Source organism: Streptomyces sp. PA03-6a, assembly GCF_033792765.1.
Classification (GTDB): domain Bacteria; phylum Actinomycetota; class Actinomycetes; order Streptomycetales; family Streptomycetaceae; genus Actinacidiphila.
In genome coordinates this window covers 1-21,792 of sequence record NZ_JARAVK010000156.1, presented here as the reverse complement: position 1 = coordinate 21,792, position 21,792 = coordinate 1, and the positions used below count along the sequence as shown (strand labels likewise).

Sequence of the window (21,792 nt, the reverse complement as noted above, 5' to 3'; positions counted from 1 at the left end):
TCTCTCTGCTTACTTCACACTCGCCTTATCGTCTGCAGTGTCCTGTGTGTATAAGAGATGGGCTCTTGCGGAGTGCCTCGCGCGATCCCGGGGCCACGCGAACCGACAGGTGTCTTCTCGGGAGCCGCGTCAGGTGTGTATAGGGGCGGAGGACTTGCGGGTCGCCCGGCGCCGGGTGCGCGCGGGGGCGGGTTCGGTCTCGGAATCGGCGGATGGGGCCTCGGCCGGTATGGCCGGCGGCTCGGCGGCCCCAGCGGGGGCGCCGGACGTCACGTCCTGACCGGCCTCGCCGGCCGCGGGCGGTCCCGCGGGGCGGCTGGCCGCGCGGCGACGGCGGCGCGGGGCGACCGTCGCCTCGGTGTCGGTGCCGCCGGAGGCGGCTTCGGTGGCGCCGTTCTCGGGCGCCTCGTTCGGCTCGTTGGTCTCGAGCATGCGGGCATTTCTCCCGTCGCGTTCCCGGGCGCCGCGTCCTGGTCCGGTACGCGGCGGCCCGCGTCTCAGCGGGGCCGCCGCCCGGGGGCGCGGGCGCCACACGGGAACTGTCGTGTAGCTCGTCGGCACCGCAATGACGGACCGACGAAAGTCTCGTCTGATGTGTGCTGCCGGACCCGGGTTTCCCCGGATGCGTCGGCCGCACAACGACGACGGTCCTAGGCGGATCCCTCCGGCGCCGCCGCGACATCGCGGTCAGGCGCGAGCGGATCGTTCACCGTGCCGGTCTCCTCATCGAGCGGCCCCTGCGCCAGCCTGGTCACCGCAGCGGGGACCGGCGGCGCGAGGTCGGCCACCGCGCGGAGGCCGGACAGGACGTCGTCGGGTCGTACAGCAGGTGTCACATGCCGAACAACCAGCCGCAGTATCGCACAAGCTCCTGGTGTCGGCCTATCGGCATCCCGTTCGAGAATGCCGTCCTGGGCCCCGGCCACCTGCGGATCGACCGCTTCGAGCCGGGTCACTGCCTCGCGCGCGTCGAAAGTCCGCACGCCGTTCTTCGTCATCCGCTGGACCTCGACGGTCCCGGCGGCGAGGAACGCGGCCACGGCCCGCTCGGCCTCGGCGTGCTCCACACCGTCCAGCCGCAGCTGCCACACGGACGCTTCCAGCCGCTCGGCGAGCCCCGACGTGCGGGCCTCGACGGCCTCGACCACGTCGAGACCGGCCGGCAGTGACTCGTCCAGCAGCAGGCGCAGCTTCTCCGGCTCACGTGCCTCCGCGAGCGCGATCTCCAGGTACTCGGCCTCGCTTCCGACGCCGGTGGGTGCGGCGTTGGCGTACGACACCTTGGGGTGCGGGGTGAAACCCGCCGAGTAGGCCATGGGCACCCCGGCGCGGCGCAGAGCCCGCTCGAATGCGCGCTGGAAGTCGCGGTGGCTGGTGAACCGGAGGCGGCCGCGCTTGGTGTAGCGCAGTCGAATGCGCTGCACCGCGGGTGCGGGCGGCGGGCCTTCGGGCTGTCGCTTGCCCAGTGTCGTTCAGTCCTTCGTACGTCTGGTCACCCCGGACGGGGTTGCTTGTGCCTTCCAGATTACTGGGGGTTCCGGCCTTCCGGTTCCGGACGGCTCGCCGGGGCCGTCCGCGCCGGGCCGTCCACGCCGTCCTGGACGCGCCGAGGGGCGCGCCGGGTGACCGTCCGCACCCCGCGCGCCCCTCGGGCCGCTTCCGCTCAGCGCTCCATGAACGCGAAGAGCTCCTCCCAGCGGTCGGTGATCCGCTCCGGCGAGTACCGCTGGACGTTGACCCGTGCCCGCTCGCCCATGGTGTCGCGCAGGTCCTGGTCGAGGATCATCCGCACGAGCTGACGGGCCAGCTCGGAGACGTTGCCCGGCGCGGCGAGCAGGCCGTCGACCTCGTCCTGCACGATCTCGTGGACGCCGGGGGCGCAGTCGAAGGCCACGCACGGCAGCCCGCAGGCCATCGCCTCCATCAGGGCCAGCGGGAAACCCTCGCCGCGGGAGGACTGGACGAACAGCGAGGCGCCGTGGAGCGCACCGACGACGTCATTGGTCTGCCCCATCCACTCGACGCTGTCGTCCAGACCCAGCGCGGTGCACTGCGCGCGCAGCTCGGCCTCCAGCTCGCCGGTGCCGTACAGGCGCAGCCTCCAGCCGGGCACCTGCGGAGCCGCCTCCGCCCAGGCGTCGAGCAGCATGTCGATGCCCTTCTGGTCGTCGAGCCGGCCGACGCTGGCGACGACCTTCTCGGTCCGCGGGGAGGACGACCCGGGCATCATCGGCAGCGGGTTGGGCATGAACCCGACGTTGTTGAGGCCCCGCCGGATCCAGCGGTCGGCGTCCTCCTGGGTCAGCAGCAGCAGGCGGTCGGCCTCGGCGTAGTACTCCTCCACGCGCCGGAACCGGGAGGACATGCGGGAGTACTCGTACGACTCGTGGCTCATGCCGATCACCGTGTGCCCGGCGGTGTCCGCGAGCCGGACCCATTCCATGGCCCACACCTGGGTGACGATGATCACCGCACCGGGACGGGCGGCGCGGAACAGCTCGGACAGCCGGTCCACGGCCTTGCGGACCTCGGCCTTCCGCCGGGCGTCCCGCCACAGGCCCACGACGTCGAGCAGCCCGAGGGGCCGTCCCTTGCGGCGCTTCGGCCTCGGCCGGACGGCGTGCAGGGTCTCCGTCCCGAAGCCCGGGTCCCGACCGAGGTCCATCGGGTTGCGCGCCGGCGCGATGCCGATGACGCGCACCTGGTGGTCACGGCCTGCCAGCAACCGCGCCATCTGGGTCTGCCAGCGGGCCACGCCGCCGAGCTCGTCGACCTCGTTGGCGACGAAGAATATGTCCCGGCCCGTCATCGGGGCTCCCCTTTCGCACCGAAGAAGCGGTCGACGATCCGAGCCGCGGCGTCGCCCTGGTCGTACTCCCCGTAGGCCTCCACGAACTCCTTGAGCCGTGCCGAGTACGCCGACGCGGTGCCGTCCAGGTCGGCGAGGGCCGTGAACAGCCCGTCGGCGTCCCGCACGACCGGGCCGGGCGCCTGCTCGAGGAGGTCGAAGTAGGTGCCGCGCGCGTCCTTGGCGTACTCCTCCCAGTCGTAGGCGAAGAACACCATCGGCCGTTGCAGCAGCGCGTAGTCGAACATCACCGACGAGTAGTCGGTGACCAGCGCGTCGGCCAGCAGGTAGAGCGGCGTGATGTCGTGCTCGTCGGAGACGTTGACGACCCGGTTCCCGACGGACGGCGGGAGGGTCACCTGGTTCAGGTAGTGGGTGCGCACCAGCAGGGTGCAGCGGTCGCCGAGTTCGTCGACGAAACGCTGCAGGTCGAAGGCGAACTCGAAGGGCGCGACCTTGCCGTTCTCCTGCGCCCGGAAGGTCGGCGCGTAGAGGACCACCGGCAGGTCCCGGCGGATGCCGAGCCGTTCGGCGAGCGCCTCCACCGCCGGGTCGGGGGTGGCGGCGTTACGGCCGCGGACGAGGGCGTCGTTGCGCGGGTAGCCCGTGCGCAGCCACTTCTCCTCCGGCACCCGGTAGGCCCTGGCCAGGGTGCGCGCGTCGTGTTCGCTGCGCAGCACGAAGTGGTCGAAGCGGTCCAGCGAGCGCTGGTAGGCCTCGCGCTCGGCCTCGGGCTTCATGCGGTACACGGCCTCGTCGAAGCCCATGCGCTTGAGCGCGGAGCCGTGCCAGGTCTGGATGTAGGTGGTACCGCGGCGCTTGGCGAGCTTCAGGGGCATGCCCTGGTTGTCGATCCAGTACTCCGCCTGGGCCAGGGCCCGCAGGTGCCGGTACGACCAGCGGCGCACCAGCCGGGCGTCCGCCGGGAAGTCCTCCGGCCGGTCCGCGTAGGACCACACGGGGCGGAACTTGACGTTGCGCCGCCGCAGTTCCTCGTAGATCGCACGGGGGCTGTCGCTGTACTGCTTGCCGAGTTGGCTCTCGAAGACCACCGTGCCCTTGCGCACCGGGAGGACGCGCAGCATCCGGTGGTACATGCGCACCTTGACCGGGCCGGAGTTGAGGCTCTTGCGCAGGCCGGCGACCATGCGGTAGCCCGCCTTGGCGGGCCTGCCCACGAACCCGTCCAGGTTGCGGTGCATGAGCGCCATGGCCCGCTGGGCCGCCTTGCCCTGCTGGGAGAGCACGAAGGCGAGGTGGTGCTTGGTCGACACCTCCGGTTCGAGGTGGTCGGCGACGAGCCGGGTGAGCCGGGGCCGGATGCGTATCGTGCCCTGCTCCGGGAGCTCGGTGTCCCCCACCGTGATCCGGCTGAGGGTGCTCACGCCGTCCACGGTCAGCTTCAGGCGCACGTTCCACACCGGGTCCACCACGCCGACCGGGCGCAGCTTGCGGCTCAGCGGGGCCTCGGCCTCCCACGCGATGACGTCGCCCTCGTGACGGACGGCGCCGACGGGGAAGCGCAGGGGCCGCGCGCCGCTGTTGCGCGGCAGGAACTCCAGGGTCGCCTTGAGCTTGCTGTCCGGGGTGATCCGGCCGAGCGGGTTGACCACCGTGCCGGACATCGCGACCGTGCCCGACTGCTCGGTGTACGACGTGAGCCGGTTGCGGAGCTTCATCTTCGCCAGCGGGCGCCCGTGGTAACCGAGGTCGGTGACGTCGAGGATCCGGCGGCCCCGCGGGTCGTCGAGGTGCTCCGCGCACCAGTAGATCCTGCCGTCCCGCTCGACCAGCGGTGCGGAGAGCTTCTGACGGTTGATCAGCGTGTCGATCGCGGGCATGAGGTTGGCCCAGTCCCCCTGCACCAGGAGGTACGAGCAGATCCGCTGGATCGAGTTGGTCTCCGCGTACGCCTCGTCGGGGAAGCCCCGCAGGTAGTCGCGGGCTATCTCGGTGAACTGGTTCCGGTACTCCTCGCCCAGGAACGGCAGTTCGCGGAGGTAGAGGACCATGTCGTGCTTGAGGAACTTGCGGTCCTTGTGCTGCTTGAGCTCGTCGAGCCCGTGCGCCGCGAGGACGGCGTCGATGCGCCGGTGGATCTCGACCCGGTCGGAGAAGTTCCTGATCTCGTCGCGCCGGTTGCTGATCGACTTGACCTCCGACTTCTGGACGACGTTCCAGAAGTAGACCCGGTTGGGTATGAGGGTGATCCGCTTCGCGGTGATGTAGGCCTGGGCCGAGAAGAGCAGGTCCTCGTAGTGGATGCCCCGGGGGAACCGCAGGTCGTTCTCGATCAGGAAGTCGCGCCGGTAGCACTTGTTGGTCGACAGCGTGTCGTAGAGGAGTTCCGGCACCTCCTCGATGGACTCGACGGTGCGGGTCGACCGGTACAGCGCGGGGTACCAGTCGGTCTCCTTGCCGTCCCTGCTGTCGACGTACACCCGCACGCAGACCCCGGAGACCAGGTCGGAGCCGGTGCGCTCGGCGGCCTCGAACATGTTCCGGCAGGCGTCGGACTCGAGGGTGTCGTCGCTGTCGAGGAACATCACGTACCTGCCCCGCGCCACGGCGATGCCCTGGTTGCGCGGCTCACCGCAGCCGCCGCTGTTCTCCGGCAGCCGGATGGCGCGCACGCGGCCGGGATGGGCGGCCTCGAGCGACCGTGCGACCTCGAACGACCCGTCCGTCGAGCAGTCGTCGGCGATGATCACCTCGACCGTGCGGAGGCTCTGGTCGAGCACCGACCGGACCGCCACGGGCAACCGCTCCGCGTCGTTGTAGACGATGACGACAACGCTTACGTCCGGCGCGGTCTCCGCCGCTTCGGAGGACAAACTTGGCACGGCCACCTCTAGTCGGGGTACGGGGTCACCACGGGAAGAACCGCGCACGCGTCCACCGGGCGCGGCAAAACAGACGGATTTGCGGTCGTCCGGAGCCACGGTTGGCTACACGATGACCGCGAGGTGCACGGGAACCGTCTCTCCCATGAATGCAGGCTACAAAAAGGGTATCCCATGGCCAGAGCCCACCGGCGGGCATGAGGTGGGCGTCACGCCGCGCCCGGGCCCCACCGGAACGAAGAACTCCGAGGCCCCGCCGCCGGCCCCGGGCAGGGGGCGGCGGCGGGGCCTCGGGCAAACGTGATCAGGAATTGACCACCGTGAGGGGAAGCAGCTTCTTCCCCGTCGGGCCGATCTGGATGTGGGTGTCCATCTGGGGACACACCCCGCAATCGAAGCACGGCGTCCAGCGGCAGTCGTCGACCTCGGTCTCGTCGAGGGCGTCCTGCCAGTCCTCCCAGAGCCAGTCCTTGTCCAGACCGGAGTCCAGGTGGTCCCAGGGCAGGACCTCCTCGTAGGTGCGCTCCCGGGTGGTGTACCAGTCGAGGTCGACGCCCTGCTCAGGGAGCGCCTTCTCGCACATGCGGGCCCAGCGGTCGTAGGAGAAGTGCTCGCGCCAGCCGTCGAAGCGGCCGCCGTCCTCGTAGACGGCGCGGATGACGGCGCCGACGCGGCGGTCGCCGCGGGAGAGCAGGCCCTCGATGATGCCGGGCTTGCCGTCGTGGTAGCGGAAGCCGATGTTGCGGCCGTACTTGCGGTCGCCGCGGATGGCGTCGCGCAGCTTCTCCAGGCGGGCGTCGGTCTCCTCGACGCCGAGCTGCGGGGCCCACTGGAACGGGGTGTGCGGCTTGGGCACGAACCCGCCGATCGACACCGTGCAGCGGATGTCGTTCTGGCCGGTGACCTCGCGGCCCTTCTGGATGACGTTCTTCGCCATGTCGGCGATCTGCAGGACGTCCTCGTCGGTCTCGGTGGGCAGCCCGCACATGAAGTACAGCTTCACCTGGCGCCAGCCGTTGCCGTAGGCGGTGGCGACGGTGCGGATCAGGTCCTCCTCCGAGACCATCTTGTTGATGACCTTGCGGATGCGCTCGGAGCCGCCCTCGGGGGCGAAGGTCAGACCGGAGCGGCGGCCGTTGCGGGTCAGCTCGTTGGCCAGGTCGATGTTGAAGGCGTCGACGCGGGTGGAGGGGAGGGACAGGCCGATCTTGTCCTCCTCGTACCGGTCGGCGAGGCCCTTGGCCACCTCGGCGATCTCGGTGTGGTCGGCGGAGGAGAGCGACAGCAGGCCGACCTCCTCGAAACCGGTCGCCTTCAGGCCCTTGTCGACCATCTCGCCGATGCCGGTGATGCTGCGCTCCCGCACCGGGCGGGTGATCATGCCGGCCTGGCAGAAGCGGCAGCCGCGGGTGCAGCCGCGGAAGATCTCCACGGACATGCGCTCGTGGACCGTCTCCGCCAGCGGGACCAGCGGCTGCTTGGGGTACGGCCACTCGTCGAGGTCCATGACGGTGTGCTTGGACACCCGCCACGGCACGCCCGAGCGGTTGGGGACGACGCGGGCGATCCGGCCGTCGGCCAGGTACTCCACGTCGTAGAACTTCGGCACGTACACCCCGCCGGTGCGGGCCAGCCGGAACAGCAGCTCGTCGCGGCCGCCGGGGCGGCCCTCGGCCTTCCAGGCGCGGATCACGTCGGTGATCTCCAGGACGGCCTGCTCGCCGTCGCCGATCACGGCGGCGTCCAGGAAGTCCGCGATGGGCTCCGGGTTGAAGGCCGCGTGGCCGCCGGCGAGCACGATCGGGTCGTCCTCGGTCCGGTCCCGGGCCTCCAGCGGGATGCCCGCGAGGTCCAGGGCCGTGAGCATGTTGGTGTAGCCGAGCTCCGTGGAGAAGCTGAGGCCGAAGACGTCGAAGGCCTTGACCGGGCGGTGCGCGTCCACGGTGAACTGGGGCACGCCGTGCTCGCGCATCAGCGCCTCAAGGTCCGGCCACACGCTGTAGGTGCGCTCGGCGAGGACCCCCTCGCGCTCGTTCAGCACCTCGTAGAGGATCATGACGCCCTGGTTGGGCAGCCCGACCTCGTAGGCGTCCGGGTACATCAGGGACCAACGGACGTCGCACTCGTCCCAGGGCTTGACGGTGGAGTTCAGTTCCCCGCCGACGTACTGGATCGGCTTCTGCACATGCGGCAGCAGGGCCTCGAGCTGGGGGAAGACCGACTCGACAGGCATCAGAGGTGTCTTTCGTGAGCTGGCAAGGGTGACCATTCAGCGTAACGCGTCACAGAGGGCTTCCCGGCCGCGTCCACGCGACGCCCGGGCCCGGGCGCTCCGGGACGCGGCGGCGCGGTGGTGGCCGTCCCGGGCCGGCTCAGCCGGCTCAGCCGGCCAGGGTGCCGCCGTCGGCCCGGGGCCACTCCTGCGGGAGCTGCCGCTCGGCGGCGGCGGCGCGGTCGCGTTCGAGCTGGTAGAGCACGCCGTACGCGAAGGTGTCCTCGCCGGCCTCGCGGGCGTCCGAGGCGAGGCGCAGCACGGCGTCGCGGCAGATGACGCTGTCCTGGTGCTCGCCGAGGAGCTGCTGGACGGCCTTCATGCGCTGGGTGTGCTTCTTGGCGGGCTTGCGCAGCGCCGGGACGGCCTGGGCCGCCTCACTGCTGTAGCGGGCCCGCTTGGCGGCCTTGCGGGCGTCGTGGAGGACGAGGTCGCGCTCGTGGCCGGGTCCCATCTCCAGGGCCGACTCGACACGGGTGCGCAGCCGCCGGTGGTCGCGGCGCACGGCCTTGGGGACGGCGTCGGCCGCGGGGGCCGCGGCCGCGTCGAGCAGGGGCGGATCGGCGAGCAGTGACTCCAGGGTGTCCAGGAGCCGGAAGTAGCGCCTGCCGCCGAGTTCGCGCAGGAGTTCCTTGCGGGCGCCCTCGTGGACGGGGGCGTCGCCGCCGATGCGGGCGGTGAGGACCTCCGTGACGAGTTCCTCCGGCAGTTCGGCCTCGCGGTCGCGGAGGCGGTCGGCGAGGACCTCGCGGTCGCGTTCCAGGCCCAGCACCCCGGCGAGCCACTTCAGCTCGTCGCCGACGGGGTCGGTCGCCTCGCGGTCGAGTTCGCGGCGGAAGGACTTGAAGGCGCTGCGCAGCCGCCGGGTGGAGACCCGCATCTGGTGGACGGAGTCCGGCTCGTCGCGGCGAACCTCCGGGTCCCAGCCGATGATGGCGGCGACCTGCTCGTGCACGTAGGCCAGGGCGACGTCCCCGGCGGTGTCGGTGGAGGACGGCGGCTGCGGCGGCCCGGGTGCGTCGGCCAGGCGCTTCCCGAGGGCGCGGGCGAGCTTCGAGGGGGACTTCGAGCGCCGCAGGCCCGCCGCGCGGAGCCGCTTCTCGACGGCGTCGAGGAGGGCGGTGTCGCCGTCGATGAGTTCGGTCTCGACCTCGGTCCAGGCGGTCTCCGCACCGTCGCCGTGGTCGAGGAGGGTGGCCCGGACGTGGTCGTGGGCGATCTCCACCAGGGGTGCGCCCCCGGCGTCGACGAGGTGCACCCGCTTGCGGGTGTTGCGCAGCCGGACGACCGGGACGAGCTCGCGGTCGCGGACGATCGCGGCGACCTCGGCGAGCAGGGACTTGGGGACCCGGGGGCCGCCCTTGCGGCCCTGCTTGCCGAGGGGCGCGTGCACCTCGGTGCGGGTGTCGGCCTGTGAGCTCGGCAGTTTCAGGTGCCAGCCCGCGTCGTCGCCGCCGGTGCGGCGCCGCAGCGTGATCTTGTGGGTGGCCAGCCGCAGGTCGGCGGTGTCGACGTAGACGGCGTCCAGTTCGGCCGGTTCCAGGACGCGCACCGCCGCGACCCCGGGCAGGCCTTCGAGATCGGGCTCACCGGTCTGCTCGGCGGCCTCGTACTTGCGCTCGGTCTCCGCGACACGCTTCCCCATGTCAGGAACCTAATCGCGGGTTCGCCCGGCCGCAATGGTGCGTTCACCCGGTGGGCGGGATCAGGCCGACATGGGCCGCTTCATGTGGATGGCCTGCAGCAGCCCGATGGCGATCCAGACCGCGAACATCGACGATCCGCCGTACGAGACGAACGGCAGCGGCAGACCCGCCACGGGCATGATGCCGAGGGTCATGCCGATGTTCTCGAAGGACTGGAAGGCGAACCAGGCGACGATGCCGGCCGCGATGATCGTTCCGTACAGGTCGGTGGCGTTCCGGGCGACGCGGCAGCCGCGCCACATGATGACGCCCAGCAGCACGATGATCAGGGCCGCCCCGACGAAGCCGAGCTCCTCCCCCGCCACGGTGAAGACGAAGTCGGTCTGCTGCTCGGGCACGAACTGCCCGGTGGTCTGGCTGCCGTCGAACAGGCCCTTGCCGAGCAGCCCGCCGGAGCCGATGGCGATGCGCGCCTGGTTGGTGTTGTAGCCGACGCCCGCGGGGTCGAGGGCGGGGTTGGCGAAGGCGGCGAAGCGGTCGATCTGGTACTGGTCCAGGACGCCGAGCTGCCAGACCGCGATGGCGCCGCCGGCGCCCGCCGTGATCAGGCCGAGGACCCAGCGGTTGGATGCGCCGGAGGCCAGCAGCACGCCGAGCACGATGACCGCCATCACCATGACGGAGCCGAGGTCGGGCATCAGCATGACGATCGCCATCGGCAGTATGGCGAAGCCGAGCGACTGGGCGACCGTGCGGTGGTCGGGGAAGAGCCGGTCGCCCGCGTCGACGCGGGCGGACAGCATCATCGCCATGCCCAGGATGATGGTGATCTTGGTGAACTCGGACGGCTGCAGGGAGAAGCCGCCACCCAGCACGATCCAGGCGTGCGCGCCGTTGACCGTGGACCCCAGCGGGGTGAGGACCGCGGTCACCAGCAGCACCGAGATGGCGTAGAGCACCGGCACCGCGCCCCGCAGCCGACGGTGGCCCAGCGCCACGGTGCCGGCGGCGAGGGCGAAGCCGATCGCGGTGTTGAGCATGTGCCGCAGCAGGAAGTAGTACGGGTCCCCGTGGGTGAGCTCGGTGCGGTTGCGCGTCGCGGAGAACACCAGCGCCGTACCGATCAGGGACAGCGCGAGGGCGGCGCCGAGCAGCAGCCAGTCCATCCGGCGCAGTATCGAGTCCCGGGCCAGGAGCTTGCCCAGGGTGCCGCGTTCCGGGGTGAAGCGACGCATCGCGTAGCCGTGCGCGCTCATGACCAGTACCTCCTGCCCAGCAGGAGCTTCTCGGTGCGCTCCGGGGGCAGCGCGGCGGCGGCCAGCGCCGTGTCCCGCGGCGCGGCGGGCGCCTGCGGCACGTCGGCCCAGGAGGCCTTGGTGATCTTGATGGTGCCGTCGGAGTCGATCTTCGGGAGCTTGCTCGAGGGGTGCGGGAGCAGCGCCTTCTTGTTGTCGATCGACCCGTCCTTCTGGACGCCGTACATGGCCTCGTAGATCTTGCGGACGGCCGGACCGGAACCACCGGAACCGGTACCACCCTGGGAGATCGTCATGACGATCGCGTAGTCCTTGCTGTACGTCGTGAACCACGACGTGGTCTGCTTGCCGGCGACCTCCGCGGTACCCGTCTTGGCGTGCAGGGCGATCTTGTCCTGCGGCCAGCCGCCGAACCGCCACGCGGCCGTACCGTGCGTGACGACGCCCTCCAGGGCCTCGTTGATGTACTTCAGCGTGTTCTTGGTGGCCGGCGCGTGCCCGTTGACCTTCGGCTTGATCCGGGTGACCTTCTTGCCGTCGGCGCTGATGATCGCCTTGCCGATGGTGGGCTGGTAGAGCGTGCCCCCGTTGGAGATGGCCGAGTAGATGTTGGCCATCTGGATCGGCGTGACGAGCGTGTCGCCCTGGCCGATGGCGTAGTTGACCGAGTCACCGGCGCGCATCACGTAGCCGTCGACGCAGTTCTCGCGCGCGATCTGGCTCGCGTAGTCCTGCTTGTCGCTCTTGGCGACCTTGCACCAGTAGTTCTTGTTGGCCTCGTAGTAGTCCCGCTTCCACTGCCGGTCCGGGATCCGGCCGGTCACCTCGGAGGGCAGGTCGATGCCGGTCACCGAGCCGAGGCCGTACTCCTTGGCGGTCTTGTAGAACCAGTCCTTGGGGTGCTTCTTGGGCTTGGTGCCGCCGTCCTTCAGCCACTGGTCGTACGACAGGCCGTAGAAGACGGTGTCGCAGGAGATCTCCAGGGCGTGGGCGAGGGTGATGGAGCCCGCGCTCTCCCCTTCGAAGTTGTTGAAGACCCGGCCGCCGATGGTCATCGACGACGGGCAGGGGTAGCGCCCGTTGATGTCGTAGCCGGCCTTCACGGCGGCCGAGGTGGAGATCGCCTTGAAGGTCGAGCCGGGGGCCGACTGACCCTGTATGGCCCTGTTGAGCAGGGGGAAGTTGGACTTCTTGCCCGTCAGCTTGGCGTAGTCCTTGGCGGAGATGCCGCCGACCCAGACGTTCGGGTCGTAGGTGGGCGCGCTGGCCATGGCGATGACCTGGCCGGTGTGCACGTCCATGACGACGACCGCGCCGGAGTCCGCCTTGTAGAGGCTGCCGGTGACCTTGTCGAAGGTCTTCCGGGCGACCTTCATCGCCTCGTCGAGCTCCTTCTCGGCGACCCTCTGGACGCGGGCGTCGATGCTGGTGACCAGGTGGCTGCCGGGCTCCGCGGCGGTCTCGCCCGCCTTGCCGATGACCCGGCCGAGGTTGTCCACCTCGTAGCGGGTGACGCCGGCCTTGCCGCGCAGCTCGCTGTCGTAGGTGCGCTCCAGGCCGGAACGGCCGATCTGGTCCGAGCGCAGCAGGGACTGGCCCTTCTTCTCCGCGGCGGTCAGCTCGTCGTCCGTGACGGGCGAGAGGTAGCCGAGGACCTGGGAGGTGTTGGACCCGAAGGGGGAGGTGTAGCGGCGCACCGCGGTGGGCTCGGCGGTGATGCCGGGGAAGTCCTCACGGCGCTCCATGATCTGCAGCGCCTGCTGGGTGGTGGCCTCGTCGGTGATCGGGATCGGCTGGTACGGCGAGCCGTTCCAGCACGGCTTGGGGGTCTGCGAGTCGCAAAGCCGCACCTTGCCCAGGACCTCTGCCGGCTTCATGTGCAGCACGTCGGCGAGCCGGGTCAGCACCGCCTTGCCGTCGTCCTTCTGCTTCAGCAGGTCGGTGCGGCTCGCCGAGACCACCAGCCGGGTCTCGTTGTCGGCGAGCGCCACGCCCTTGTCGTCCAGGATCGACCCGCGGACGGCGGGCGCGACGACCTCCTGGACGTTGTTGCTGTTGGCCTGCGCCGTGTACTCCTGGCCGTTGCGGATCTGCAGGAACCACAGCCGCCCGCCGAGGGTGAACAGCAGGGACAGGACGAGGATCTGCAGGACCACCAGCCGGATCGTGACCCGCGGCGTCCGCCCCGTCTCAGGGATGTTGCTCACGCCGCCACTCCCGCTTCTCCGCCCGCTCGGCACGACACCGCGCGCTTCGTCGTCGGCCGCGGCCCGGCGGCCTCGCGTGCGTCGCTCACAAGCGCCGCCCTCCCTTGGCGACGCTCCCCACCCTGCCCAGAAGGCTCGAACGCTGGCCGCCGATGCGTGCGCCGAAGCCGGGACCGGAGGCGTCCTCCCCGAGCGGGTCACCCTGGAACCGGCGGGCCAGTGCCATGATCCACGGCACGGTGAACGGCGCGAGCAGCAGGTCGTACAGGGCGGCGGTGAACAGCAGCTTGCCCAGGCCGACGTGCTGCGCCGCGGTGTCGCCCACGAGGGCGCCCACGGCCGCGTACAGCACCGTGGAACCGATGGCGGCGCCCACCACGACCAGCATCGGCCGGGTGGCCGACCGCAGCTGGCCGCCGTCGGGCCTGACCAGGCCCGCGATGTAGCCGACGACGCACAGCACGAGGGCGTAGCGGCCCGCGGCATGGTCGGCGGGCGGGGCGAGGTCGGCGAGCAGGCCGGCGCCGAAGCCGATGAGGCAGCCGGCCACGTGGCCGTACGTCAGTGCGAGGCCGAGGACGACGAGCAGCAGCAGGTCGGGGACGGCGCCGGGCAGGTGGAGGCGGGCCAGGACACACACCTGGACGACCATGCCGGCGACGACGAGGCCGGTGGCGAGCAGCGCGCGCTTCATCGGACCTCCTCCTGTCCGTAGAGCGAGGACTGAGAGGGGCTCACACTGGGCGTCGCCGTGACGGTGACCGTCGGGACCGGCTTCGGCCCGGCCGGCAGCACCGAGTCACGCGGGTCCTTGCGCGGGCCCTGGACGACGACGCCGACGATGTCGAGCTTGGTGAAGCCGACGAACGGGGTGACCTCGACCGTGCGGGTGAGGCCGCCGCCCGCGGGGTCGACCTTGGCGACCGTGCCGACCGGCACGCCGGGGACGAAGGGCTTGTCCGCCTGCGAGCCGAAGGTGACCAGCCGTGAGCCCTTCTTCACGTGGGCCTTGCCGTTGAGGAGCTGCACCCGCATCGGCCGGTTGCCCTGGCCGGTGGCGAAGCCGAGCTCGGAGGACTTCTCCAGCCGGGTGCCGACCGTGAAGTCCGGGTCGCAGGCGAGCAGGACGGTCGAGGTGGAGGGGCCGACGGTGGTGACCCGGCCGACCAGGCCGTCACCGTTGACGACCGTCATGTCGCGCTGGATGCCGTCGTTGGCGCCGGAGTCGATGGTGACCGTCCAGGAGAAGCCCTGGGCGGCTCCTATCGCGATGACCTGCGCGCCCTTGACCCGGTACTGACCGGCTCCGGCGAGCTTGAGCAGCTTGTCGAGTTCGCGGGCGCGCTCGCGCGTGACGTCCTTGCTGCCGAGCTGCTGCTTCAGCTCGGCGTTCTCCCGCTCCAGTTCGCTGATGCGGCTGCTGCGGTCGCCGGAGTCGCGTACCGCGTCCACCGCGTTGTCCACCGGGTCGACCGCGGCCGCGACCCCGTCCTCGACGGGGCCGAAGACGGCGGCCGCGGCGGACCGGGTGCCGTCGAGCGGTGAGTCCTCACCGCCGCGGATGTCGACGGTGATCAGCGCGAAAGCGATCGCCACCAGCAGTACCAGCAGAAGCCGGCTCTCTCGTGTGTCCCTCACGGGGGCCAGTCCGTGCCTTCCTCGTCAGAGCGTGTGAGCCCGTGGGCCCGATGGGCCGTGCCGGGAGGTAGAACGATCCGGCGTACGGGCAGGACTTCACCCGTACGACGGATCGTGAGGACTCATCTGCGCGGCTGCGCGTCCAGGACCTGCTGCAGCGCCTCGAACTCCTCGACGCACTTGCCGGCGCCGAGGGCCACGCAGTCCAGCGGGGACTCGGCGATGTGGATCGGCATGCCGGTCTCGTGGCGCAGCCGTTCGTCCAGGCCGCGCAGCATCGCACCGCCGCCGGCCAGGACGATGCCGCGGTCCATGATGTCGCCGGACAGCTCGGGCGGGCACTTGTCGAGGGTCGTCTTGACCGCGTCGACGATGGCGTTGACCGGCTCCTCGATCGCCTTGCGCACCTCGGCTGCGGAGATGACCACCGTCTTGGGCAGGCCGGAGACCAGGTCGCGGCCGCGGATCTCGGTGTGCTCCTCGTTCTCGACCGCGAAGGCCGAGCCGATGGTGAGCTTGATCGATTCCGCGGTGCGCTCGCCCAGCAGGAGGCTGTACTCCTTCTTGATGTGCTGGATGATCGCGTTGTCCAGCTCGTCACCCGCCACCCGGATGGACTGCGCGGTGACGATGCCGCCGAGCGAGATGACGGCGACCTCGGTGGTGCCGCCGCCGATGTCGACGACCATGTTGCCGGTCGCCTCGTGGACCGGGAGCCCGGCGCCGATCGCGGCGGCCATGGGCTCCTCGATGATGTGCACCTGGCGCGCACCGGCCTGGGTGGCGGCCTCGATGACGGCGCGGCGCTCGACGCCGGTGATGCCGGAGGGCACGCAGACCACGACGCGGGGGCGCGCCAGGTAGCGGCGCTTGTGGATCTTGAGGATGAAGTAGCGCAGCATGCGCTCGGTGATCTCGAAGTCCGCGATCACCCCGTCCTTGAGAGGACGGACCGCGACGATGTTGCCGGGGGTCCGGCCGATCATCTTCTTCGCTTCGGAGCCGACCGCCAGGATGCCGCCCGTATTGGTGTTGATGGCGACGACGGATGGCTCGTTGAGGACGATCCCGCGACCCCTGACGTACACCAGCGTGTTGGCGGTGCCGAGGTCGACAGCCATGTCACGGCCGATGAACGACATGTTGTTCGCCATGAGGATACGTCTGGCCTTCCCGAGCTGGAGCGATGTGGGGGTGAGCACGGCGGATGCGCTGCTGTGCGCCGAGCCGGAGGTGCGGAGATTCCATGGTAGTCGCGCCCGACGGGGCACGGAATCAGGGTTCCGCCGCCATTGTCATCAGAACACACAGCTGTCCTCTGCAATGGTGACGCCGTGTCGGCGGAATTGGTTCCCCCGAACCCCCGGCATATGCCTGCGGGCGGCCGGGAAATTTCCGGCCGCCCGTTGAGCTGATCGGGCGTCAGCTGTGAATTCGGGGCGAATCGTCGCGGAGGATCAGGCCAGGCCGGGGAAGAAGATCTTGATCTCGCGCTCGGCGGACTCCTCGGAGTCCGAGGCGTGGATCAGGTTCTCCCGGACGATCGTGCCGAAGTCGCCGCGGATCGAACCGGGGGCGGCGGCGATCGGGTCGGTCGGGCCGGCCAGCGCGCGCAGTCCCTCGATGACCCGCTCGCCCTCGACGACGAGGGCGACGGCCGGGCCGGAGGCCATGAACTCCACCAGCGGCTCGTAGAAGGGCCGGCCGACGTGCTCGGCGTAGTGCTGTTCGAGGATCGCGCGGTCGAGCGTGCGCAGTTCCAGCGCGGTGATGCTCCAGTCCGCCTTGCGCTCGATGCGGCCGAGGATCTCGCCGACCAGGCCGCGACGTACGGCGTCCGGCTTGAGAAGGACGAGGGTGCGCTGGGACACGGTGTGACTCCTATGTGCGGGTGCGGGTACGACGACATTACCGGGGATCCCCACGACCCACGGCACCCCCTGGGTCCGGGGCACGGGACGTGCGATCAGGCCGGCTGCGCGGCCCGCGCCGCCTTGGCCTCGTCGACCTTCCGGCCGAAGTGGACGGCGGCCCACCACAGGGCGGCGAAGACCGCGCCGAGGAAGAACATCACCGGGACGGCGAAGCCGCTCACGATCAACCCGGCCTGCAGCAGCCAGCCGACGGCCAGCCCGCCGCGCCGCCCGAGCATGCCGCACAGCAGCACGCACAGGGCCATGGCGATGCCGCTGACCGTCCATACCGTGCCGGCCGTCAGCTCCGGCTGCTTCATCGCCACCAGACCGGCGAAGCCGATCACGAAGAACTCACCGATCAGGGTGCTCGCGCACAGGGTCCGCATCCGCTTGGTTCCGCTTCCCGCTCGTCACTTCCGGCCCAGCAGCAGCCGGGCCTCTCCCACGGTGATCACCGAACCGGTGATCAGCACCCCGGCGCCGGAGTACTCGCCCTGATCCTCGGCGAGCGTCACGGCCGCCTCGATCGCGTCGTCCAGCCGCGGCTCGACCTGCACACGCTCGTCGCCGAAGACCTCGACCGCGAGCGCGGCCAGCTCGTCCACGTCCATGGCGCGGTGGGTGGAGTTCTGGGTCACCACGACCTCGGTGAAGACCGGCTCGAAGGCCTCCAGCAGCCCCCGTACGTCCTTGTCGCCGCTCGGCCCGACCACGCCCACCAGGTGGGTGAAACCGAAGGCCTCGCCCAGCGCGGCGGCCGCCGCCCGGGCCCCCGCCGGGTTGTGCGCCGCGTCCAGCACCACGGCGGGGCTGCGGCGCACGACCTCCAGCCGGCCCGGCGAGGTGACGCCCGCGAAGGCGGTGCGGACGGTGTCGACGTCCAGGGTGCGGGCGTGCAGGGTGCCGATGCCGAAGAAGGCCTCCACCGCGGCGAGCGCCACCGCCGCGTTGTGGGCCTGGTGCTCACCGTGCAGCGGCAGGAAGACCTGCTCGTACTCCCCGCCCAGACCGCGCAGGGTCAGCATCTGCCCGCCGACGGCCACCTCGCGGTGCGTGACGCCGAACTCCATGCCCTCCCGGGCGACCGTCGCGTCCACCTCGACGGCCCGCTTCAGCAGCACCTGGGCCGCCTCCACGGGCTGCTGGGCCAGCACGGCGGTGGCGTCCTTCTTGACGATCCCGCTCTTCTCCACGGCGATCTCGCCGGCCGTCTCGCCCAGGCGGTCGGTGTGGTCCAGGTCGATCGGGGTCACGACGGCGACCGTGCCGTCCACCACGTTGGTCGCGTCCCAGCTGCCGCCCATGCCGACCTCGACGACGGCCACGTCCACCGGGGCGTCGGCGAAGGCGGCGTACGCCATGCCGGTCAGCACCTCGAAGAACGACATCCGGTACGGCTGCGAGGCATCCACCATCTGCACGTACGGCTCGAGGTCGCGGTACGTCTCGATGAAGCTCTCCGGCGCGATCGGACGGCCGTCGAGGCTGATCCGCTCGGTGACGGACTGCACGTGCGGGCTGGTGTAGCGGCCGGTGCGCAGGTCGAAGGCGAGCAGCAGCCGCTCGATCATGCGGGCGGTGCTGGTCTTGCCGTTGGTGCCGGTGATGTGGATCGAGGGGTAGGAGCGCTGCGGCTCGCCCAGGATGTCCATCAGCGCTGTCATCCGGTCCAGGGACGGCTCCAGCTTCGTCTCCGGCCAGCGGCCGGCCAGCTCCGCCTCGACCTCACGGAGGGCCTTGTCGACCTCCGGGTCGGCGGGGCGGGCCGGGACGCCGTCGTCCTGCGGCACCGGTCCTCCGGCCCGGAGGGTACGGCTGCCCGCCTCGATCACCGCCAGGTCGGCCTCGCGGCCGGGGTCGGTGTCGGCTTCGTCCTCGTCGCCGCCCAGACCCATCGCGGCCAGCGGGTCGGAAAGGGGCTCGTCGTTCTCGGGGCGCGGGTTGCTCACGACCACATTGTACGAAGCGGCCAGGTGGATCCGGGTTGTGGGCAGGCGTTTCCGCCTGCCCACCCCGGGTGCGTCAGCCCTGCGGCAGCGAGGACAGCTGCGCGGTGATGCGGGCCATGTCCGCCTCGGCCGCCGCCAGGCGGGTGCGGATCTTGGCGACGACGGGCTCCGGTGCCTTCGCGAGGAACGCCTCGTTGCCCAGCTTCGCCGTGGCCTGCGCCTTCTCCTTCTCGGCGGCGGCCAGGTCCTTCGCGAGCCGCTTGCGCTCGGCGTCGACGTCGATCGCCCCGGAGAGGTCCAGCGCGACCGTCGCGCCGGCGACCGGCAGGGTCGCCGTCGCGGTGAAGCCCTCGCCCTCCGGCTGCAGGCGCAGCAGCTGGCGGACCGCCGCCTCGTGGGCCTCCAGGCCGGTGGAGCCGAGGTCGAGCCGGGCCGGGACCTTCTGGCCCGGCTGCAGGCCCTGGTCGGCGCGGAACCGCCGGACCTCGGTGACCAGCGACTGCACCGCCGCGATCTCCTTCTCGGCGGCCGCGTCGCGGAAGCCGGAGTCGGCCGGCCAGTCGGCGATGACGACCGACTCGCGCCCGGTGAGCGTGGTCCACAGCGTCTCGGTCACGAAGGGGACCACCGGGTGGAGCAGCCGCAGCAGCTTGTCCAGGACCTCGCCCAGCACCCGCCGGGAGACCTCGGCCGGGCGGCCGCCCGCCAGGAAGGTGGTCTTGGACAGCTCGACGTACCAGTCGAAGACCTCGTCCCACGCGAAGTGGAACAGGACGTCGCTGAGCTTGGCGAACTGGTAGTCGTCGTAGAGCGCGTCGGCCTCGGCGACCGTGGCGTCCAGCCGGGACAGGATCCAGCGGTCGGTGGCCGACATCTCCTCGGGTGCGGGCAGGTCGCCCTCGACCGTGGCGCCGTTCATCAGCGCGAAGCGCGTGGCGTTCCAGATCTTGTTGGTGAAGTTGCGGGAGCCCTGGACCCAGTCCTCGCCGATCGGCACGTCGGTGCCGGGGTTGGCACCGCGCGCGAGCGTGAAGCGCAGCGCGTCGGAGCCGTAGGTGTCCATCCAGTCCAGCGGGTTGACCGCGTTGCCGAAGGACTTCGACATCTTCTTGCCGAACTGGTCGCGGACCATGCCGTGCAGGGCGATGGTGTGGAACGGCGGGGTGCCGTCCATCGCGTAGAGACCGAACATCATCATCCGGGCGACCCAGAAAAAGAGGATGTCGTACCCGGTGACCAGGACGGAGTTCGGATAGAACTTCGCGAGGCTCTCGGTCTGCTCGGGCCAGCCGAGCGTGGAGAACGGCCACAGACCGGAGGAGAACCAGGTGTCGAGGACATCGGTCTCCTGGGTCCACCCCTCGCCGCCAGGGGGCTGCTCGTCGGGACCGACGCAGACGATCTCGCCGTCCGGTCCGTACCAGACGGGGATGCGGTGACCCCACCACAGCTGGCGCGAGATGCACCAGTCGTGGAGGTTGTCGACCCAGTCGAAGTACCTCTTCTCCATCTCCTGGGGGTGGATCTTGACCTTGCCGTCGCGGACGGCGTCACCCGCGGCCTTCGCCAGCGGGCCGACCTTGACCCACCACTGCATGGACAACCGCGGCTCGATGGTGGTCTTGCAGCGCGAGCAGTGGCCGACGGAGTGGACGTACGGGCGCTTCTCGGCGACGATCCGGCCCTCGGCGCGCAGCGCGGCGACGATGGCGGAGCGGGCCTCCAGGCGGTCCAGTCCCTGGAAGGGGCCGTGCGCGGTGATGACCGCGCGCTCGTCCATGACGGCGAGGTTCGGCAGACCGTGGCGCTGGCCGATCTCGAAGTCGTTCGGGTCGTGCGCGGGCGTCACCTTGACGGCGCCCGTGCCGAACTGCGGGTCGACGTGCTCGTCGGCGACGACCGGGATGCGGCGGCCGGTGAGCGGCAGCTCGATCTCGCGGCCGACGAGGTGCCGGTAGCGCTCGTCCTCCGGGTGGACGGCGACGGCGGTGTCGCCGAGCATCGTCTCGGCGCGGGTCGTCGCGACGACGATGGAGTCCTCGCCCTCGCCGTAGCGGATCGAGACCAGCTCGCCGTCGTCGTCCTGGTACTCGACCTCGATGTCCGAGATGGCCGTCAGACAGCGCGGGCACCAGTTGATGATGCGCTCGGCACGGTAGATGAGCTCGTCGTCGTAGAGCTTCTTGAAGATGGTCTGGACGGCCTTGGACAGGCCCTCGTCCATGGTGAAGCGCTCACGCGACCAGGCGACGCCGTCACCGAGGCGCCGCATCTGCCCGGAGATCTGCCCGCCGGACTCCGCCTTCCACTGCCAGACGCGCTCGATGAACGCCTCGCGGCCGAGGTCGTGGCGGGACTTGCCCTCCTTGGCGAGCTCGCGCTCGACGACGTTCTGCGTGGCGATGCCGGCGTGGTCCATGCCGGGCTGCCACAGCGTCTCGTACCCCTGCATCCGCTTGCGGCGGGTGAGGGCGTCGATCAGCGTGTGCTCGAAGGCGTGGCCCAGGTGGAGGCTGCCGGTGACGTTCGGCGGCGGGATGACGATGGTGTACGGCTTCTTGTCGCTCTTGGCGTCGGCCTCGAAGTAACCGCGCTCTACCCAGCGCTCGTACAGGGGCCCCTCTACCTCGGCCGGCGCGTACTGGGTCGGCAGTTCGGGGGTCGCGCTGTTCGGTCCGCTCTCGGCGGCCTGCTGAGTGTTGTCGGTCACGGCGCTCAGTTTACGGGCGGGGCGGGCCCCGTTACGAATCCACCGGTGCCCGGGCGCGAGGCGCGGGGACGGGGCCCCGAGGACGCACGCCCTCCGCGGGGCCCGGCGGGGGCGCTCGCGGTCCGGATCCGGGGGGCGCGTGGTGCCGGGAGCCGGGGGCGGGAGGCCCCCGCCGGTCCCCGGGGGCCGGCCCGCCGCCTCCGAACCACCGGCGGACGAGTGACTCCTGACGGGAAACCGGCAGATGGGACGGGTCGGCGGTACCGGTCCGCACCGGTGGTCGGGGTGATCAACCGGGCATCTGCACCGTCTTGTTACCAAGTCCTGACGACGCCGGTGTAAAGACGGCCTAAACAATCCGCAAGGATGAGTACGAGGAGACAGCAGTTCAACGAGGGGACTCACCGATGAGCTTCAACCAGCCGCCGCCGCAGCCGGGTTACGGCGGCCAGCCTGGCTACGGGGGCCAGCCCGGCCACCCCCAGCAGCCACCGGTCCCGCCCGGCC

Annotated in this window: 15 protein-coding genes; all 15 read right to left on the bottom strand. The window is 70.8% G+C overall.

Annotation, left to right across the window (positions count from 1 at the left end):
* Positions 1–129: 129 nt before the first annotated feature.
* The gene (locus tag PV350_RS30510) at positions 130–432 is read right to left on the bottom strand and encodes a hypothetical protein (RefSeq protein ID WP_500337122.1); all 303 of its coding nucleotides are present in this window, start codon (positions 430–432) and stop codon (positions 130–132) included.
* Between the two features lie 218 nt (positions 433–650).
* Entirely contained in the window at positions 651–1,424 is a 774-nt protein-coding gene (locus PV350_RS30505; RefSeq protein ID WP_499511869.1) for a TIGR03936 family radical SAM-associated protein, read from the bottom strand.
* Between the two features lie 239 nt (positions 1,425–1,663).
* A complete protein-coding gene (locus PV350_RS30500; RefSeq protein WP_500337121.1) occupies positions 1,664–2,809 on the bottom strand; it encodes a glycosyltransferase in 1,146 nt (381 codons plus the stop codon).
* Positions 2,806–5,682, bottom strand: a complete 2,877-nt coding sequence (locus PV350_RS30495) for a bifunctional glycosyltransferase/CDP-glycerol:glycerophosphate glycerophosphotransferase (RefSeq protein ID WP_500337120.1) — start codon at positions 5,680–5,682, stop codon at positions 2,806–2,808. Before PV350_RS30495 ends, PV350_RS30500 begins: the two co-directional genes overlap by 4 nt.
* 313 nt (positions 5,683–5,995) lie before the next feature.
* Positions 5,996–7,924: a TIGR03960 family B12-binding radical SAM protein gene (locus PV350_RS30490; protein WP_500337119.1), complete on the bottom strand. Its 1,929-nt coding sequence runs from the start codon at positions 7,922–7,924 to the stop codon at positions 5,996–5,998.
* Between the two features lie 148 nt (positions 7,925–8,072).
* Positions 8,073–9,608 carry a CYTH and CHAD domain-containing protein gene (locus tag PV350_RS30485; protein ID WP_500337118.1) on the bottom strand — a complete coding sequence of 512 codons (1,536 nt, stop codon included), beginning with the start codon at positions 9,606–9,608 and terminating at the stop codon, positions 8,073–8,075.
* A gap of 60 nt (positions 9,609–9,668) precedes the next feature.
* Entirely contained in the window at positions 9,669–10,865 is a 1,197-nt protein-coding gene (gene rodA, locus PV350_RS30480) for a rod shape-determining protein RodA (RefSeq protein ID WP_499511873.1), read from the bottom strand.
* On the bottom strand, positions 10,862–13,072 hold the full coding sequence (mrdA, locus tag PV350_RS30475; protein ID WP_500337117.1) for a penicillin-binding protein 2: 2,211 nt from the start codon (positions 13,070–13,072) through the stop codon (positions 10,862–10,864). The genes rodA and mrdA overlap by 4 nt, the downstream gene beginning before the upstream one ends.
* Before the next feature lie 85 nt (positions 13,073–13,157).
* Positions 13,158–13,766: a rod shape-determining protein MreD gene (gene mreD / locus PV350_RS30470; protein WP_499511875.1), complete on the bottom strand. Its 609-nt coding sequence runs from the start codon at positions 13,764–13,766 to the stop codon at positions 13,158–13,160.
* The gene (gene mreC / locus PV350_RS30465) at positions 13,763–14,710 is read right to left on the bottom strand and encodes a rod shape-determining protein MreC (protein WP_499511876.1); all 948 of its coding nucleotides are present in this window, start codon (positions 14,708–14,710) and stop codon (positions 13,763–13,765) included. Before mreC ends, mreD begins: the two co-directional genes overlap by 4 nt.
* 122 nt (positions 14,711–14,832) lie before the next feature.
* Positions 14,833–15,852 (bottom strand): rod shape-determining protein, encoded by a 1,020-nt coding sequence (locus PV350_RS30460; protein ID WP_499516833.1) that lies wholly within the window; start codon positions 15,850–15,852, stop codon positions 14,833–14,835.
* A 315-nt stretch (positions 15,853–16,167) separates the two neighbouring features.
* A complete protein-coding gene (ndk, locus tag PV350_RS30455; protein WP_499511877.1) occupies positions 16,168–16,581 on the bottom strand; it encodes a nucleoside-diphosphate kinase in 414 nt (137 codons plus the stop codon).
* Positions 16,582–16,676: 95 nt separating this feature from the next.
* Positions 16,677–17,012: a DUF4233 domain-containing protein gene (locus PV350_RS30450; RefSeq protein ID WP_499511878.1), complete on the bottom strand. Its 336-nt coding sequence runs from the start codon at positions 17,010–17,012 to the stop codon at positions 16,677–16,679.
* 24 nt (positions 17,013–17,036) lie between these two features.
* A complete protein-coding gene (folC, locus tag PV350_RS30445; RefSeq protein WP_499516834.1) occupies positions 17,037–18,521 on the bottom strand; it encodes a bifunctional tetrahydrofolate synthase/dihydrofolate synthase in 1,485 nt (494 codons plus the stop codon).
* Positions 18,522–18,648: 127 nt separating this feature from the next.
* Positions 18,649–21,285 carry a valine--tRNA ligase gene (locus PV350_RS30440; protein ID WP_499511879.1) on the bottom strand — a complete coding sequence of 879 codons (2,637 nt, stop codon included), beginning with the start codon at positions 21,283–21,285 and terminating at the stop codon, positions 18,649–18,651.
* Positions 21,286–21,792: the final 507 nt, after the last annotated feature.

What these genes read in the sequence shown, in the direction of transcription:
- PV350_RS30510 (WP_500337122.1), bottom strand. Translation starts at nt 432, where the DNA reads ATGCTCGAGACCAACGAGCCGAACGAGGCGCCCGAGAACGGCGCCACC.
- PV350_RS30500 (WP_500337121.1), bottom strand. Translation starts at nt 2,809, where the DNA reads ATGACGGGCCGGGACATATTCTTCGTCGCCAACGAGGTCGACGAGCTC.
- PV350_RS30490 (WP_500337119.1), bottom strand. Translation starts at nt 7,924, where the DNA reads ATGCCTGTCGAGTCGGTCTTCCCCCAGCTCGAGGCCCTGCTGCCGCAT.
- PV350_RS30485 (WP_500337118.1), bottom strand. Translation starts at nt 9,608, where the DNA reads ATGGGGAAGCGTGTCGCGGAGACCGAGCGCAAGTACGAGGCCGCCGAG.
- rodA (WP_499511873.1), bottom strand. Translation starts at nt 10,865, where the DNA reads ATGAGCGCGCACGGCTACGCGATGCGTCGCTTCACCCCGGAACGCGGC.
- mreD (WP_499511875.1), bottom strand. Translation starts at nt 13,766, where the DNA reads ATGAAGCGCGCGCTGCTCGCCACCGGCCTCGTCGTCGCCGGCATGGTC.
- PV350_RS30460 (WP_499516833.1), bottom strand. Translation starts at nt 15,852, where the DNA reads ATGTCGTTCATCGGCCGTGACATGGCTGTCGACCTCGGCACCGCCAAC.
- PV350_RS30450 (WP_499511878.1), bottom strand. Translation starts at nt 17,012, where the DNA reads ATGCGGACCCTGTGCGCGAGCACCCTGATCGGTGAGTTCTTCGTGATC.
- folC (WP_499516834.1), bottom strand. Translation starts at nt 18,521, where the DNA reads ATGGGTCTGGGCGGCGACGAGGACGAAGCCGACACCGACCCCGGCCGC.